General features: G+C 66.7%; 14 protein-coding genes. 9 read left to right on the top strand and 5 right to left on the bottom strand.

Annotation, left to right across the window (positions count from 1 at the left end; all coding sequences use genetic code 11):
* The first annotated feature begins 58 nt into the window (after positions 1-58).
* Both H7A86_RS11950 and H7A86_RS11945 read left to right on the top strand, forming a co-directional pair.
* Entirely contained in the window at positions 59-268 is a 210-nt protein-coding gene (locus H7A86_RS11950) for a cold-shock protein (protein ID WP_006451993.1), read from the top strand.
* A 172-nt stretch (positions 269-440) separates the two neighbouring features.
* Positions 441-1,139: a glutathione S-transferase gene (locus H7A86_RS11945; protein WP_119128658.1), complete on the top strand. Its 699-nt coding sequence runs from the start codon at positions 441-443 to the stop codon at positions 1,137-1,139.
* Positions 1,140-1,256: 117 nt separating this feature from the next.
* Here H7A86_RS11945 and H7A86_RS11940 read toward each other — a convergent pair whose 3' ends face one another.
* Entirely contained in the window at positions 1,257-2,132 is an 876-nt protein-coding gene (locus H7A86_RS11940; RefSeq protein WP_119131437.1) for an alpha/beta hydrolase, read from the bottom strand.
* A gap of 169 nt (positions 2,133-2,301) precedes the next feature.
* Between H7A86_RS11940 and H7A86_RS11935 the strand changes: the two genes are divergently transcribed.
* Positions 2,302-3,858 (top strand): protein adenylyltransferase SelO, encoded by a 1,557-nt coding sequence (locus H7A86_RS11935; RefSeq protein ID WP_119131438.1) that lies wholly within the window; start codon positions 2,302-2,304, stop codon positions 3,856-3,858.
* Between the two features lie 94 nt (positions 3,859-3,952).
* Complete coding sequence (locus H7A86_RS11930) at positions 3,953-4,513, top strand: adenine phosphoribosyltransferase (RefSeq protein WP_104582190.1); 561 nt, start codon at positions 3,953-3,955, stop codon at positions 4,511-4,513.
* Between the two features lie 180 nt (positions 4,514-4,693).
* On the opposite strand, the gene dbpA is transcribed toward H7A86_RS11930, so the two are convergent.
* On the bottom strand, positions 4,694-6,070 hold the full coding sequence (gene dbpA / locus H7A86_RS11925) for an ATP-dependent RNA helicase DbpA (protein WP_104649036.1): 1,377 nt from the start codon (positions 6,068-6,070) through the stop codon (positions 4,694-4,696).
* Positions 6,071-6,171: 101 nt separating this feature from the next.
* On the opposite strand from dbpA, the gene H7A86_RS11920 reads away from it, so the two are divergent.
* Positions 6,172-8,064, top strand: coding sequence for an ATP-binding cassette domain-containing protein (locus tag H7A86_RS11920; protein WP_104649035.1), 1,893 nt, complete (start codon positions 6,172-6,174; stop codon positions 8,062-8,064).
* Between the two features lie 205 nt (positions 8,065-8,269).
* Here the strand turns inward: H7A86_RS11920 and H7A86_RS11915 are convergent, their stop codons facing one another.
* Complete coding sequence (locus tag H7A86_RS11915; RefSeq protein WP_119131439.1) at positions 8,270-8,695, bottom strand: barstar family protein; 426 nt, start codon at positions 8,693-8,695, stop codon at positions 8,270-8,272.
* A complete protein-coding gene (locus tag H7A86_RS11910; protein ID WP_104582194.1) occupies positions 8,692-9,141 on the bottom strand; it encodes a guanyl-specific ribonuclease in 450 nt (149 codons plus the stop codon). The genes H7A86_RS11915 and H7A86_RS11910 overlap by 4 nt, the downstream gene beginning before the upstream one ends.
* Positions 9,142-9,400: 259 nt before the next feature.
* Here H7A86_RS11910 and H7A86_RS11905 point away from each other — a divergent pair, with 259 nt between their 5' ends.
* The gene (locus tag H7A86_RS11905) at positions 9,401-10,012 is read left to right on the top strand and encodes a superoxide dismutase (protein WP_119131440.1); all 612 of its coding nucleotides are present in this window, start codon (positions 9,401-9,403) and stop codon (positions 10,010-10,012) included.
* Positions 10,013-10,220: 208 nt separating this feature from the next.
* On the opposite strand, the gene H7A86_RS11900 is transcribed toward H7A86_RS11905, so the two are convergent.
* Positions 10,221-11,054 carry an inositol monophosphatase family protein gene (locus tag H7A86_RS11900; RefSeq protein ID WP_016905058.1) on the bottom strand — a complete coding sequence of 278 codons (834 nt, stop codon included), beginning with the start codon at positions 11,052-11,054 and terminating at the stop codon, positions 10,221-10,223.
* 116 nt (positions 11,055-11,170) lie between these two features.
* Here H7A86_RS11900 and H7A86_RS11895 point away from each other — a divergent pair, with 116 nt between their 5' ends.
* From H7A86_RS11895 to H7A86_RS11885, 3 genes are read left to right on the top strand one after another with little or no spacing between them, the layout of a single operon-like run.
* Positions 11,171-11,944 (top strand): RNA methyltransferase, encoded by a 774-nt coding sequence (locus H7A86_RS11895; RefSeq protein WP_119131441.1) that lies wholly within the window; start codon positions 11,171-11,173, stop codon positions 11,942-11,944.
* 51 nt (positions 11,945-11,995) lie between these two features.
* A complete protein-coding gene (locus H7A86_RS11890; protein ID WP_180707867.1) occupies positions 11,996-12,925 on the top strand; it encodes a phosphate/phosphite/phosphonate ABC transporter substrate-binding protein in 930 nt (309 codons plus the stop codon).
* Entirely contained in the window at positions 12,922-15,039 is a 2,118-nt protein-coding gene (locus tag H7A86_RS11885) for a putative bifunctional diguanylate cyclase/phosphodiesterase (RefSeq protein WP_119131443.1), read from the top strand. The genes H7A86_RS11890 and H7A86_RS11885 overlap by 4 nt, the downstream gene beginning before the upstream one ends.
* The last annotated feature ends 56 nt before the right edge of the window (positions 15,040-15,095 follow it).

The raw sequence follows: 15,095 nt of genomic DNA, 5'->3' as shown, positions 1-15,095 counted from the left end.
CTCAGCTCCGGCTTTTCGGACGCTGCGATTTATCCATCTATAGTTCAGGAGTTTGTAAATGTCAGATCGTCAGAGCGGTACCGTGAAGTGGTTCAACGATGCCAAGGGCTTCGGCTTCATCACCCCGGAAAGCGGCCCGGACCTGTTCGTGCACTTCCGTGCCATCCAGGGCACCGGCTTCAAGTCGCTGCAGGAAGGCCAGAAGGTGACCTTCGTCGCCGTGCAGGGCCAGAAGGGTATGCAGGCTGACCAGGTGCAGGCGGTCTAATCCGTCTGCAACCGTAAGGTTGCCAAAAACGCCGGTCGCGCAAGCGACCGGCGTTTTTTATTGGGCGCAATCTGATCGATGCGCCAGAGCCGGGCAGACCGACCCGCGCAGGTGAGCGCAGCGACGACACGCGGCTCGGTAGCATAGGTGCTTTCCGCGCGCAGTCCCTGCCATGATCACTGTCCACCATCTCAACAATTCCCGTTCCCAGCGCGTGCTGTGGCTGCTGGAAGAACTGGCGCTGCCGTACCAGATCGTCCGGCATGAGCGCGATCCCAAGACCATGCTGGCACCGGCGGCCTTGCGCGCCATTCATCCGCTCGGCAAGTCGCCCATCGTCGTCGACGGCGATCTGACCGTGGCCGAGTCCGGCGCGATCCTGGAGTACCTGACCGAACGCTACGACACCGAGTGCGCCTTGTCGCCGTCGTCGCGCCCGCTGGAGTCGCCGGAGCGCCTGCAATTCCGCTACTGGATGCATTACGCCGAAGGCTCGGCGATGCCGCCGTTGCTGATGACCCTGATCTTCGGGCGCATCCGCAGTGCGCCGATGCCGTTCTTCGCCAAGCCGATCGCACGCGCCATCGTGGACAAGGCGATGGCGGGCTTTGTCGGTCCGCAGCTCAAGTTGCACCTGGACTGGATGGAGCAGTCGCTACAGGCACGCGAGTGGTTTGCCGGCGAGCGTTTCACTGCGGCCGACATCCAGATGAGTTTCCCGGTGCAGGCGGCTGCTGCACGCGGCGGCGGGCTGGAGAGCTATCCACGCCTGCGTGCCTTTCTCGCGCGCATCGAAGCGCGCCCGGCATATCAGGCCGCGCTGAAGAAGGGCGGCCCGTTCGCGTTGATGGGGCGCAAGCCGGCCGGGTGACATTGCGGTCGCCGTGTCGACCGTGCGCCCACAGAAGCTGCAGGTCACCGTGCCTTGACGGTGTCCTGCCAGGGTTGGCGACTCCCGACCCCGGTTCCCCAATCCGTTACCGCCCCATCACGGCGCCCGACACTGCCGCAGGAACTGCAGCGTGTCGCGCAGCACCGGCGAGTGCTCGGGCGATTTGCGCAGTGCCAGCACCAGGCCGAGATGACCCATGCCCGGGTAGATCTTCAACTCGGCCGTGCCGCCCGTGCGTTGCAGGGCCTGCTGCAACGAGGTGCTGTTCTGCAGCTCGACCACGTGGTCGGCATCGCCGTGCAGCAACAGCATCGGCGGTTCATCGCCGCCAACGAAGTGCACCGGCTGCGACTGCTGTTGCGTCTGCGGCGCCTTGCCGAAGATCTCCACCAGTTCCGGGTCGCTGGTGGGCAGGAAGTCGTACGGCCCGGCCAGCCCCACCACCCCGCACAGCTGGCGGGGCTGCAGGCCCTGCGTCTGCAGCCAGCGCGCATCGGTACCCAGGAGCGCGGCCATATGCGCACCGGCGGAGTGGCCCATCACCGCCAGGCGCGTCGGGTCGCCGCCATAGGCGTGGGCATGCCGATAGCCCCAGCCGGTGGCAGCGGCGGCATCGGACATGAAGCCTTGCGGCCCCACCTGCGGATACTTGCGATAGTCGGCCACCATCGCCACCACGCCCTGGCGCGCGAGCGCACGCCCGACCCAGCGATAGTTGGCGCGCGTTCCGCGCTTCCAGGTGCCGCCATAGAAGAACACCACCACCGGTGCATCCACCGCGCCACGCGGCTGGTAGACGTCCAGTGCCAGATCATGCGCCGCATCGAACACCTGGTCGCGATGCTCGACGATGCCGTCGCGGCTGGATGCGGCGTTGATGCCACCGAAGAACACGCTGCTGCAGGCGGTCAGCGTCAGCGAACCGAGCAACAGGAGGGCGGGGCGAAACCAGCGATAAGCGCGCGAAGGCATGGGCGATGTCTGTCGAAGGGCAGGGAGGAATAACGCTGTGGTTGTCGCCAGCATGTGCAGGACGAGTCCGCTTGCTGGCGGCCAGCTGATCGAAGATACGGTACGTGCGCAAAGCCGGATGCGTGGTTGCCCATGCGAAGTTCATTGTCGTTGGCCTACGCTGGCAGCCATGACGACCCTGCAATTTGACAACCGCCTGCGCCAGCAGCTGCCTGGTGATCCGGAACAAGGTCCACGCCGCCGCGAAGTGCGCGCCGCATGGTCGGCGGTGGCGCCGACACCGGTCGCCGCGCCGCGCCTGTTGGCGTATTCGGCAGATGTCGCGCAACGGTTGGGGCTGGACGCCGCGGAGATCGGCAGCGCGCGCTTTGCCGAGGTGTTTGCCGGCAATGCGGTGTATCCGGGCATGCAGCCATGGGCGGTCAATTATGGCGGCCACCAGTTCGGGCATTGGGCTGGCCAGCTGGGCGATGGCCGGGCGATTTCGCTGGGCGAGGCGATCGGGGTCGATGGCGGCCGCTACGAGCTGCAGCTCAAGGGCGCCGGCCCGACGCCCTATTCGCGCGGGGCCGATGGCCGGGCGGTGTTGCGCTCGTCGATTCGCGAATTCCTGTGCAGCGAAGCGATGCATCATCTGGGTGTGCCGACCACGCGCGCGCTGAGTCTGGTCACCACCGGCGATGCGGTGGTGCGCGACATGTTCTACGACGGCCGGCCGCAGCGCGAACCGGGCGCGATCGTGTGCCGGGTGGCGCCCTCGTTCATCCGCTTCGGCAATTTCGAGTTGCCCGGTGCGCGCGGCGATCTTGCGCTGCTGCGGCAATGGGTGGATTTCACCATCGCACGCGATTTCCCGCAGCTGGAAGGTGCCGGTGAGGCGTTGTACGCGGCATGGTTCGCGCAGGTCTGCGAGCGTACGGCAGTGATGGTGGCGCACTGGATGCGGGTGGGCTTCGTGCACGGGGTGATGAACACCGACAACATGTCGATCCTGGGATTGACCATCGATTACGGCCCCTATGGCTGGGTCGACGACTACGACCCGGACTGGACGCCAAACACCACCGACGCGCAGGGGCGTCGCTATCGCTTCGGCACCCAGCCTCAGGTCGCCTATTGGAACCTGGGGCGCCTGGCGCAGGCGCTGGCGCCGCTGTTTGCCGACCAGGCACGGTTGCAGCAGGGACTGGACCGCTTCCGCGATACGTATCTTGCCTGCGACCGCCATGACACTGCCGCCAAGTTGGGCCTGGACAACTGCCGCGACGAGGACCTGCACCTGATCGATGCGCTGCGCGCGCTGATGCGCAACGCCGAAATGGACATGACGCTGACATTCCGCGGGCTGATCGCGTTTTCGCAGGAAAATCCTGATCCGGATCCATTGCACGAGGCGTTCTACGACCAGGACAAGCGCCTCGCGCATGCCGTGCCATTGCAGGCATGGCTGCAGCGCTACGCGGCGCGGCTGCGCCAGGACACGCTGTCGCCAGAGCAGCGACGCGAACGCATGCGCCTGGCCAACCCGCGTTATGTGCTGCGCAACTACCTGGCGCAGCAGGCGATCGATCTGGCCGAGCAGGGCGATGCGTCGGGCGTGCAGGAATTGCTGGAGGTCATGCGCCGGCCCTACGACGACCAGCCGGGCCGCGACGCGTTTGCCGCGCGGCGGCCGGACTGGGCGCGCGACCGCGCCGGTTGCTCGATGCTGTCGTGCAGTTCCTGACGCGCTCAGATGCAGGTATGTCGTAAACCCAGCGTCGTCAGGCCGCGCAGCCTAGAATAGGGGCGTCCCCACCGGCCCTGATGCCACTGCCACCATGACTGACTGCACCCGCTGCGCCGGCACCCATTCTTCCGGACCCAATCAATGGTCCGAGCGAATCCGCGACATCGCCGATTTTCCCAAGCCGGGCATCGTCTTCAAGGACATCACGCCGCTGCTGTCCGACGGCCCGGATTTCGCTTCCGCGCTGGACGAAATGGCGCAGCCCTGGCGCACCACGCCGCTGGATGCGGTGCTGGGCATCGAAGCGCGCGGTTTCATCCTGGGGGCAGCCCTGGCGCGCGAACTGCGCACCGGCTTCGTGCCGGTGCGCAAGCCCGGCAAACTGCCCGGGCGGACGCTGATCCAGGAATATGCGCTGGAATACGGTACCGATCGCATCGAGATGCACGAGGACGCGTTGCCGCGCGGTGCCCGTGTCTTGATCGTCGACGACGTGCTGGCCACCGGCGGTACGCTGCGCGCGGCCTTGGGTCTGGCCGCACAGCTGGAACTGGAAGTGGTCGGCGCGGCGGTGCTGGTCGAGCTGTTGGCGCTGCAGGGCCGCGAGAAGTGGGCCAATGACGTGCCGCTGCTGGCAACGCTGAGCTATTGATCCAGGCCTCTTCCCGCCTGCGCGTCTCGCTGCCCTGACGGCCTGCAAACCGGCGCAACGGTCCTGCCGCCGTGTGCAGATCGCCCATCTGCGCCAGCGTGCGCATCCCTGTGGATCCCGCGGCGGACGCTGTCGCCGCCGCGCAACCGGGGCGGCGGCAGGATCTCTGCCGCACCTTGGTTACAGCTTGCTGACCCGGAACCGGCGGCCCTTGATCTTGCCCGCATGCAGATGCGCCAGCGCCTTGGCGACGTGCGCGCGGGCGATGGCGACATAGGAGCGCGTGGGGTAGATGGCGATCTTGCCGATCGCCGCGCCCGAGAGCCCGGCTTCGCCGGTCAGTGCGCCGAGGATGTCGCCGGCACGCAGCTTGTCGGTCTTGCCGCCATCGATGCGCAGCGTGGTCATGGCCGCCTGCGGCAGCTGCGCGGGGCGGGCGGTTGCCAGCGGTGCGCGCGACCAGGTCAGCGGCTGGCCTTGTTCGGCTTCCAGCGCCTGCGCGCGGCCGGTCTCGCGCGAGGCCACCAGGCTGAGCGCCAACCCGCGCTTGCCGGCGCGTGCGGTACGGCCAATGCGGTGGCGGTAGGTCTCGGTATCGGTGGGCAGCTCGTAGTTGACCACGGCCGACAGGTCTTCCACGTCCAGCCCGCGTGCGGCCACGTCGCTGGCCACCAGCACGTTGCAGCTGCGGTTGACGAAGCGCACCAGCACTTCGTCGCGGTCGCGCTGTTCCATGTCGCCATGCAGCGCGAGCGCGGAAAAGCCGAACTCCTGCAGCGAGCCGGCCACTTCGTCCACTTCCTTGCGGGTATTGCAGAACACCACGCTGGATTCGGGATTGAAGCGCAGCAGCAGGCCGGCGACGGCCTTCTGCCGGTAGGTCGGGTCGACCTCGAAGAACTGCTGGTCGATTTCCGGCGCGTTGTCGGCGCCTTCGACGGTGATTTCGATCGGGTCCTTCAGGATCTCGCGCGCCAGCGTGCGGATGATGTCCGGGAAGGTGGCCGAGAACAGCAGGCTCTGGCGGTGCTTGTCGCAGCGGCTGGCGATCTCGCGGATGGGTTCCTCGAAGCCCATGTCGAGCATGCGGTCGGCCTCGTCCAGCACCAGCGTGCGCACGCCGCCCAGATGCAGGGCGCGCTTGCGGGCCAGTTCCTGGATGCGGCCGGGCGTGCCGACCACCACTTGCGGGTCATGCGCTTCCAGCGAGGCCAGTTGCGGGCCCAGCGGCATGCCGCCGGTGAGCACCACCAGCTTCATGTTGGGGATGCCGGTGGCCAGCTTGCGCAGCTGCTTGCCGACCTGGTCGGCCAGTTCGCGGGTGGGACAGAGCACCAGCGCCTGCGCACGGGTCACTGCCGGATCGAGCTTTTGCAGCAGGCCCAGCCCGAAGGCGGCGGTCTTGCCGCTGCCGGTCGGCGCCTGGGCGATGACGTCCAGCCCCTGCAGGATTGGCGGCAGGCTCTGTGCCTGGATGGGAGTGAGGACGGTGTAGCCAAGGGCGTCGATGCCGGGGGCCAGGGCCGGCGACAGCGGCAGCGCGGAGAATTCGTTCATGGCGCATTTTAGCGGGAATCGGGAGTGGGGAATGGGGAATCGCAACGGCGAGGCTTTTTCCATTCCCGATTCACCATTCCCGATTCCCGTACAATCAGCGCATGCCCTTAATCACTCTGCAAAGCGTCGACTACAGCGTCGGCGGCCCCTTGTTGCTGGAAAAAACCGACCTCACGATCGAGCCGGGCGAGCGTATCGCCCTGATCGGCCGCAACGGCGCCGGCAAATCGACCTTGATGAAACTGATTGCCGGCGAGCTCAAGCCCGACGATGGCGAAGTGCGCGTGCAACAAGGCGTGCGCATCGCGCGGCTGGAGCAGGAAGTGCCGCAGGGCACCGGCGGCAGCGTGTTCGATGTGGTGGCCGATGGCCTGGGCGAGCTGGGTCATTGGCTGGCCGAGTTCCATCAGCTCAGCCATGCCGAGGTGTTCGATGCCGATGCGTTCGGCAAGGTGCAGGCCAAGATCGATGCAGCCGAAGGCTGGGCGCTGGATCAGCGCGTCAGCGAAACGCTGACCAAGCTGGAACTGGACGGCGATGCGGAGTTTGCGCGGCTGTCCGGCGGCATGAAGCGGCGCGTGCTGCTGGCGCGCTCGCTGGTGTCCTCGCCGGATGTGCTGCTGCTGGACGAGCCGACCAACCATCTGGACATCGAAGCCATCGACTGGCTGGAGTCGTTCCTGAAGAACTGGAACGGCAGCGTGCTGTTCGTCACCCATGACCGGCGCTTCCTGCGTGCGCTGGCCACCCGCATCGTCGAGATCGATCGTGGCCAGGTCACCAGCTGGCCGGGCGACTGGGCCAATTACGAGCGCCGCCGCGAAGAGCGGCTCAATGCGCAGGCGCAGGAAAATGCGCGCTTCGACAAGATGCTGGCGCAGGAAGAGATCTGGATCCGCCAGGGCATCAAGGCGCGGCGCACCCGCGACGAAGGCCGCGTGCGGCGTCTGGAATCGATGCGCAACGAGCGTGTGCAACGCCGCGACCTGACCGGCAACGTGCGCATGGAAGTCTCGCAGGGCGAGTCCTCCGGCAAGAAGGTGATCGAGGCCAAGGAGGTCGGCTTCGCATTCGGTGCGCGCACGATGGTCAAGGATTTTTCGACCATCATCCAGCGTGGCGACCGCATCGGTCTGATCGGTCCCAACGGCAGCGGCAAGACCACCTTGCTCAAGCTGTTGCTGGGCGATCTGCAGGCGCAGCACGGCGAGATCCGCATCGGCACCAATCTGCAGATCGCCTACTTCGACCAATACCGTTCCACGCTGCGCGAGGACTGGAGCGCGATCGAGAACGTGGCCGAAGGCCGCGATTTCATCGAGATCAACGGCAAGCGCAAGCATGTACATGCGTATCTGCAGGACTTTTTGTTCACGCCCGAGCGCGCCCGTGCGCCGATCACCCGGCTGTCCGGTGGCGAGCGCAATCGGCTGCTGCTGGCGCGCCTGTTCGCGCAGCCGTCCAACCTGCTGGTGATGGACGAACCGACCAACGATCTGGACGTGGAAACGCTGGAACTGCTGGAAGAGCTGCTCGGCGAGTACACCGGCACCTTGTTGCTGGTCAGCCATGACCGCGACTTCCTCGACAACGTGGTGACCTCCACCTTGGTGATGGAAGGCGAGGGCCTGATCGGCGATTACGTCGGCGGGTACAGCGATTCGTTGCGTCAGCGTCGCACCCCTGCACCCAACGCGATGGCGGTTGCCAAGGCATCGGCAACGGCGGCGGCGACCACGCCGGTGGCGGCTGTGGTGCCGGCCGATGCCGCGCCCAAGCGCAAGCTCAGCTACAAGGACGCGCGTGAGCTGGAGCAGTTGCCGGCGTTGATCGAAACCCTGGAGCAGCAGGTCACGGCACTGACCGAGGCCATGAACGACCCGGCCTTCTATCAGCGCGACAGTGCGGCGATGGCCGCGCACACCGCCGCATTGGGCGCCGCGCAGGCGCAGCTGGATGCGGCATTCGCGCGCTGGAGCGAACTGGATGGTTGACGATCGGGCCGGCGCGCGACTGCATGCCGGCCCTGTGGAGGTGCGGTGCCGATAGCTGGCACCACACATCCATGACGCGGTGGCAGGCGTTGGGGCCGCGCGTCAGGTAAAACGCGGGATAGATGCCCGCCGCCACTCACCGATCGCCCGCGCAGTGCCGGTCTTGGTCTGTTCCGTGATCGCAGGCTGGTCTTGCAGACCGCGCCTAGTCGCAGGCACTGGCAGGTGCCACGAACGCCGCGAACGTGTGCCCGCGCGTGGCCCAGGCGGTAGCGGCCTGGTCGAGAATATCCAGCAAGGTGTCGCGGTCGTTCGGTGCAGTGCGCGCGAGTGCGTCGGCGCCGTCGATCAGCAGCGCATAGCCCTGCGCTGCCGGCAGCCACGCCAGGTCGCGCAAGGCATCGGAGAGCGCGTCCCAGTTGCGGCCGAAGCTGGCCGGGAAGTCCAGTTGGGTGGCCAGGCGCATCAGCAACCTGTGCTTGTCGCTGCAACCGGCCAGGTCCACGCGCAGGATGTGCAGGCCGGCATCGCGGGCGAGCGCGGCCATGGTGTCCAGATCGTCGGTGTCGGCTTGGTAGACGCCCGATTGCTGCGGGTCGGACAGATCCAGCGCGAAGTCGCCTGCGCTCATGGCGTGCGCTCCGGGGCCGGGCCCTGGAACGATTTGAAACTCTGGTAATGATCGTCGCTGTAATACCACGCCTGCGGCGGCGTGCCGCCGGTGACGATGCGCCGCGCGCCGCGATCGGGGCTGCCTGGGGTTTCCACGGTGTATTCGTGGTAGTAGCCGCGTGGGCGCGCGGGCAGGTGCTGCTCATGATTGCCGAAGACGCTGCCGTCTTGCGGATGCGGGAACGGGCCGCCGCGCTGGATCAGCACGATCGTGGCCATCGCTTCGGTCGGCAGGAACCCCGGCAACTCGTGCTGCCGGGATGGCCGTTCCGCCGGTACCGCCGCGGCGATCGGCGCGCTCAGCTGCGGCGCGAAGTGCGGCTTGGGCGTCTGCAGCGCACGCATGCCCCACAACCCGGCCACGAGCAGCACGATGGCGACGATCAGCAAAGCGGGCTTGCGCATGAAGACGTTCCGGAGGCGACGGTATGGACGGCAGGGCAAGTATGCCGTTGCCCGACTGTGTCGACTTTGAATGCACAACTGCGCCGGTCCGGTTCACGCCCAAATAACCGGGGCATGGTGCAAGGTGTGCAGCGAACACGACGCGGCATGCGATGGGATGAAGTTTCCCTGCCACCACCCTTGGTAAGCGCCGCCGCCGTCCTTACCATCTACCCCGCAACGCCCGGTCTTCGCCGGGCGGCACGTCCAGGAGACACCCATGGCTTACACCCTTCCGCAGTTGCCCTACGCCTACGACGCGCTGGAACCAAACATTGATGCGCAGACGATGGAAATCCATCACACCAAGCATCATCAGACCTATATCAACAACGTCAACGCGGCGCTGGAAGGGACTGAGTACGCCGATCTGCCGGTGGAAGAGCTGGTGTCCAAGCTGAAGAGCCTGCCGGAAAACCTGCAGGGCCCGGTGCGCAACAATGGTGGCGGCCACGCCAACCATTCGCTGTTCTGGACCTTGCTGTCGCCCAATGGTGGCGGTGAGCCCAAGGGCGAGGTCGCCAAGGCGATCGACAAGGACCTCGGTGGTTTCGAGAAGTTCAAGGAAGCCTTCACCAAGGCCGCCGTCAGCCGTTTCGGCTCGGGCTGGGCCTGGTTGAGCGTGACCCCGGACAAGAAGCTGGTGGTGGAGAGCACCGCCAACCAGGACAGCCCGCTGTTCGAAGGCAACACCCCGATCCTGGGTCTGGACGTGTGGGAACACGCGTACTACCTGAAGTACCAGAACCGCCGCCCGGAATACATCGGCGCGTTCTACAACGCGGTGAACTGGGAAGAAGTCGAGCGCCGTTATCACGCTGCGATCGCCTGACGTCCTGCATCAGCGCTGAGTCCTGTGTAGCGCTGTGACAGTGACACCCAACGCACAAGGCCGGGAGCGATCCCGGCCTTGTGCATTTCGCTGCACGCTGTTGTAGGAGCGACCCTGGTCGCGAGAGGCTTTACAGGGAAAACCTGTCGCGCTCGGGCGCGCTCCTACATCGTGCGGCGGCGATTGGAGCTCGGCTCTCAGGCGGCGATCAGAACTTGGCGTCGAACTCGCGGGCGTAGCCGGTATTGACGATGACCTTCTGCAGGGCGTCGCTGATCTTGATGTTGCCGGCCACGATCTGCTGCGTTTCCGGACCCATGTTGTCCATCCGCGGCGGGGTGGCGCCCTTGTAGTCGCAGACGCGGCCACCGGCTTCGCGCACCAGCAGCACGCCGGCCGCGATGTCCCAGGCTTTGACGCCGGCTTCGAAATACGCATCGGCGCGGCCACAGGCCACATAGGCCAGGTCCAGTGCGGCAGAACCGGTACGACGCACGTCTTCGGCCTGCACCAGCAGCGCATCGACGCACTTCAGCTGCGCACTGATGCGTGCGCGCTCGCGCGGCGGAAAGCCGGTGTGGACCATGGCGCCTTCCAGGTCCTTGCGTTCGGCAATGCGGATGCGACGGTCGTTGAGCACTGCGCCGGCGCCGCGGCTGGCGGTGAACAGCTCGTTGCGCAACGGGTCGAAGATCACCGCATCGGTCGGCTCGCCGTTTTCCACCAGCGCGATGGACACGCAGTAATGCGGGAAGCCGCGCAGGTAGTTGCTGGTGCCATCCAGCGGGTCGATGACCCAGGTGTAGCGGCCACTCTTGCCGCCTTGCACGCCGCCTTCCTCGCCGAACACGGCGTACTCGGGGTAGCCGCGCTTGAGTTCCTTGATGATGACCTTCTCGGCATCGGCATCGACTTCGCTGGCGTAGTCCATGCGGCCTTTCTGCACCACATTCAGCGCATCGAGCTTGTTGATGCCGCGCAACAGCACATTGCCGGCGAGGCGGGCGGCTTTGACCATGACGGTGACGGCGGGTTTCTGCATGGTTAAAGCTCCCGTGAAGGCAGAATCGAAAATGGCGAAGGTAAAAGAGCGGTCCGGCACCAAAGCCGGCCGCGCAGTTTACCATCTACGGCCGAATCGCTCCCCAATCTCCGTTCATGTCCGTCAGCCAGCGCATCCGTTTCGTTCTTGTCGGCACCCAGCATCCAGGCAACGTCGGCGCCGCCGCGCGTGCGATGAAGACGATGGGCGTGTCGCGCCTGGTGCTGGTGGCGCCGGAGCGTGCGCTCGACGAAGACGCCTATCGGCGTTCGGCCGGCGCCGAGGACGTGCTCGGCGAGGCGCCGATCTTCGCCACCCTGGCCGAGGCGGTGGCCGATTGCACCCTGGTGATCGGCTGCACCGCGCGTGCGCGCCGGGTCGCGCTGGAAGAGCTGCCACCGGACGCAGGTGCGCGCCGCGCCTGGTCCAAGGCCAGCGAACCGGCCGAGGTGGCGATCGTGTTCGGCCGTGAGCGTACCGGCCTGACCAACGACGAGCTGCAGCTCTGCCACGCGGCGCTGCATATCCCCTCCGACCCGGCGTTCAGCTCGCTCAACCTGGCGGCGGCGGTACAGGTGGTGGCGTACGAAGTCCGGCTGGCGCAGCTGGCGGCGGGCGAGGCAGAGCCGCCCCCGGCAGCGGCTGCAACGGGCGGCGCGCTGCGCGACGGCCCGGCCAGCCATGCGCAACTGGAGGGCATGTTCGGCCAGTTGGGCGACACCCTGGACGAGATCGACTTCCACAAGGGGCGCGCGCCGGAGTCGGCGATGCGCAAGCTGCGGCGGCTGCTGCTGCGCGCGGACATGAGCGAGCAGGAGGTGCGCTTGCTGCGCGGCATTCTGTCCGATGCGCAGCGCATGGCCATGCTGGCAAAGCGCGCCGGAAGCTGACGTCTGTCACATCTCGAAAGATTCGGCTAGGCTGTCGGCGGCTCTAGGGGAGTGTCCGTTTTGCGCGGTCTACGATGGTGTCTGATTGCCTGCGGGCTGTTGGCGGGGGCAGGCCTGGCCGCGACGGCGACGGCGGCGCCTTCCCCGGTCTTGGTGCTTGGACGGATCAGCGACGATCCCGCCACGCATTACGCGCAACTCAAGCCCTTGCTGGATTACGTGGTGCCGCGCATGCGCGAGGTGGGTATCCGCCGTGGCGAAATCCTGATGGCGCCGGATGCGCGGCAGATGTCCAGTTACCTGCGGCGTGGCCGGGTCGACTGGGTCAGCGAGACCACCGGTGCGGCGATGCTGCTGGAACAGCGCGGCAGTGCGCATCCACTGGTGATGACCGAGCGCGATGGCCTGCGTGAGTTCCACACGGTGTTCTTCGTCCGGCGCGACAGCCCGATCCAGTCGCTCAAGCAATTGCGCGGCCGCACCCTGGCATTGCAGAACGCCTCCTCCACCAGCGGCTATCTGCTGCCGATGCTGGAGCTGGTGCGCAACGGCATCGCCTGCGACGTGCTGCTGTCGCCGGACGACAGCCGGGTGCCGGGCTCGGTGGGTTATCTGATGGTCGGGTCGAAATTGAATATCGCCGCGTTCGTGCATCAGCACCTGATTGATGCGGGTGCTTTCAGCAATGCCGACTGGGACGACGAGCGCCACCTGCCACCGGTATTCAAGCGCGACTTCCGCATCGTGCATCGCAGCGCGCCGGTACCGCGCGCGGTGGAGATGGTGCGCACCGGCATGGACCCGGCGGTGGAGCGGCAGCTGCGCGTGGTGCTGCTGCAGGCGGCCTCCGACCCGAAGGCCGGGCCGGCCTTGAAGCGCTTTTTCGGCACCACCGCCTTCCACCCGCTGGATGAGGCCAGCCGCCGGCGCCTGGATGCGCTGAGCGCCGGGTTGCGACGTGTCAGGGACCACGTGGAATGACTCAGATGCGCTTCGGGCTGCAGGCACGCTTTCTCTTGGTGATGGCACTGACGCTGTTGCTGGTCGGTGCCATCCTGGCGTCGCTGCTGCAGCGCCAGAGCGCGATGCAGCGCGAGGTGCGCGGGCTCAGTGCGCAGATCCTGCACGAGCTGTTCGATCGCAGCCTGCGCACGCGCGGCGAGACCCTGGCCACCGAACTGGCGAACGGTCTGGCCAATCCGCTGTACTACTCGGACCTGGGCGCAGTGGGGGCCCTGGTGCGCAATGCCGCGCGGCAGCAGGTGGTGAGCTACGTGCTGGTGTTCGACCGACGCGGCCGGCTGGTGCACGACGGCTCGCCCAACCTGCAGCATTACGGTCAGGCCATGACCGACCCGCTCGCATTCAAGGCGGTGACGGCGCGCGCCATGGTGTTGCAATCCTCGCCGGAGGTGCTGGACGTGACCGTGCCGATCAAGATCGGCGACCAGCGTATCGGCGGCGTCCGCGTGGGCATGTCGCTCGAGCGGGTGCGCAGGATCGAATCGGGCGCCAACCTGACCCTGGTGCAGAACCTCAACGCGATCGGCAAGCGCGATCTGGGCTGGCTGCTGGTGCTGCTGGCTGCGTTGGTCGCGCTGGGTGTGCTGTTGGCCATCTACGTGCAGCGCACCCTGGTGGCGCCGGTGCGGTTGCTGGCCGCGGCCGCGCGCCAGATCGAGCGTGGCGACTATGCGGTGCAGCTGCCGCCGCATCCGCGCAACGACGAGATCGGCGAGCTGATCTCCGCCTTCGGCCGCATGAGCGAGAGCATCGCCCGGCACGATCGCGAGGTGCGCCACATGGCTTACACCGATGCGCTGACCGGCCTGACCAACCGGCTGGGATTTCGCGAAGGCCTGGATCATCTGCTCAACACCGCCCGCAGTACCGACAGCAAGCTGGCGCTGCTGTTTGCCGATATCGACGACTTCAAGCGCGTCAACGACACGCTGGGCCACGAGGCCGGCGACGAGGCCTTGCTGCAGTTCGCCAGCCGGATCAGCCGCGCGGTCGGCGCATTGGGCGGCGACGATGCGATCCTGGCGCGCTTCGGTGGCGATGAGTTCGTGATCCTGTTGCAGAACGGCGATGTCAGCCTGCTCGCCGCCCAGCTCGCCGACCGGCTGGTGCACGAGTTGAGCCGCCCCTTGAACGTGCAGGGCCGGGAGGTGTTCCTGGGCACCTCGATCGGCATCACGCTGTTCCCGGACGATGCCAGCAATGCCACTGCGTTGTTGAAGAACGGCGACATCGCGATGTATCAGGCCAAGGTCGCCGGCAAGAACTGCCATCGTTTCTACAGCCGCGCCGCCGATCATGCGGTGGAGCGGCGTGTGCACATGGAGCACGAGCTGCGCGGGGCCTGGGATCGCGATGAGTTGCGGCTGGTCTATCAGCCGATCTACCGCACCAGCGACCGTGTGCTGGTGGGGGTGGAAGTGCTGTTGCGCTGGCAGCACCCGGCGCTGGGCACGATTGCGCCGTCCACCTTCATCGATATCGCCGAGCAGAGCGGCCTGATCGAGGTGATCGGCCCCAAGGTGCTGCGCGCGGCCTGCCTGGAAGCGGCGCAATGGCCGGTGGTGGGCGATGGCCTGTTCATCTCGGTCAACATCTCGCCGCGTCAGCTGCGCAGCGGCGACCTGATCGACACGGTGGCCGAATGCCTGGCCGAGTCCGGCCTGCCGGCTGCGCGGCTGCATCTGGAGCTGACCGAAACGGCGGTGATCGGCGACGAAATGATGGCCGCCAGCCTGCTCGATCAGCTGCACCGCACCGGCGTAAAGGTCTGGCTGGATGACTTCGGTACCGGTTTCTCCGGCCTGAGCCACCTGCGCCAGGTGCCGGTGGACGGGGTCAAGATCGACAAGAGCTTCATCGCCGACCTGCAGCGCGACCCGGACGATCTGGCGCTGACCACGGCCATCATCGGCATGGCCCATTCGCTGGGCATCACGGTGGTGGCCGAGGGCATCGAGCAGGAAGCGCAGTTCAACCTGCTGCGCGAGCGCGGCTGCGACCTGGGCCAGGGCTACTGGTTCAGCCGCCCGCTGAGCCCGGCCGATATGGTCAAGCTGATCGCGGCCGGCTGATCAGCGTAGGAGCGCACCTGGGCGCGACGGGCGTTATCGGTAATGCTTCGTCGCGC

The organism is Xanthomonas euroxanthea, from assembly GCF_903989455.1.
In the GTDB taxonomy this organism is placed as follows: domain Bacteria; phylum Pseudomonadota; class Gammaproteobacteria; order Xanthomonadales; family Xanthomonadaceae; genus Xanthomonas; species Xanthomonas euroxanthea.
This window is presented reverse-complemented; position numbering and strand designations above follow the sequence as displayed.

Coding starts and splice junctions, on each gene's coding strand:
- H7A86_RS11950 (WP_006451993.1), top strand. CDS start 59: ATGTCAGATCGTCAGAGCGGTACCGTGAAGTGGTTCAACGATGCCAAG.
- H7A86_RS11945 (WP_119128658.1), top strand. CDS start 441: ATGATCACTGTCCACCATCTCAACAATTCCCGTTCCCAGCGCGTGCTG.
- H7A86_RS11940 (WP_119131437.1), bottom strand. CDS start 2,132: ATGCCTTCGCGCGCTTATCGCTGGTTTCGCCCCGCCCTCCTGTTGCTC.
- H7A86_RS11935 (WP_119131438.1), top strand. CDS start 2,302: ATGACGACCCTGCAATTTGACAACCGCCTGCGCCAGCAGCTGCCTGGT.
- H7A86_RS11930 (WP_104582190.1), top strand. CDS start 3,953: ATGACTGACTGCACCCGCTGCGCCGGCACCCATTCTTCCGGACCCAAT.
- dbpA (WP_104649036.1), bottom strand. CDS start 6,070: ATGAACGAATTCTCCGCGCTGCCGCTGTCGCCGGCCCTGGCCCCCGGC.
- H7A86_RS11920 (WP_104649035.1), top strand. CDS start 6,172: ATGCCCTTAATCACTCTGCAAAGCGTCGACTACAGCGTCGGCGGCCCC.
- H7A86_RS11915 (WP_119131439.1), bottom strand. CDS start 8,695: ATGAGCGCAGGCGACTTCGCGCTGGATCTGTCCGACCCGCAGCAATCG.
- H7A86_RS11910 (WP_104582194.1), bottom strand. CDS start 9,141: ATGCGCAAGCCCGCTTTGCTGATCGTCGCCATCGTGCTGCTCGTGGCC.
- H7A86_RS11905 (WP_119131440.1), top strand. CDS start 9,401: ATGGCTTACACCCTTCCGCAGTTGCCCTACGCCTACGACGCGCTGGAA.
- H7A86_RS11900 (WP_016905058.1), bottom strand. CDS start 11,054: ATGCAGAAACCCGCCGTCACCGTCATGGTCAAAGCCGCCCGCCTCGCC.
- H7A86_RS11895 (WP_119131441.1), top strand. CDS start 11,171: ATGTCCGTCAGCCAGCGCATCCGTTTCGTTCTTGTCGGCACCCAGCAT.
- H7A86_RS11885 (WP_119131443.1), top strand. CDS start 12,922: ATGACTCAGATGCGCTTCGGGCTGCAGGCACGCTTTCTCTTGGTGATG.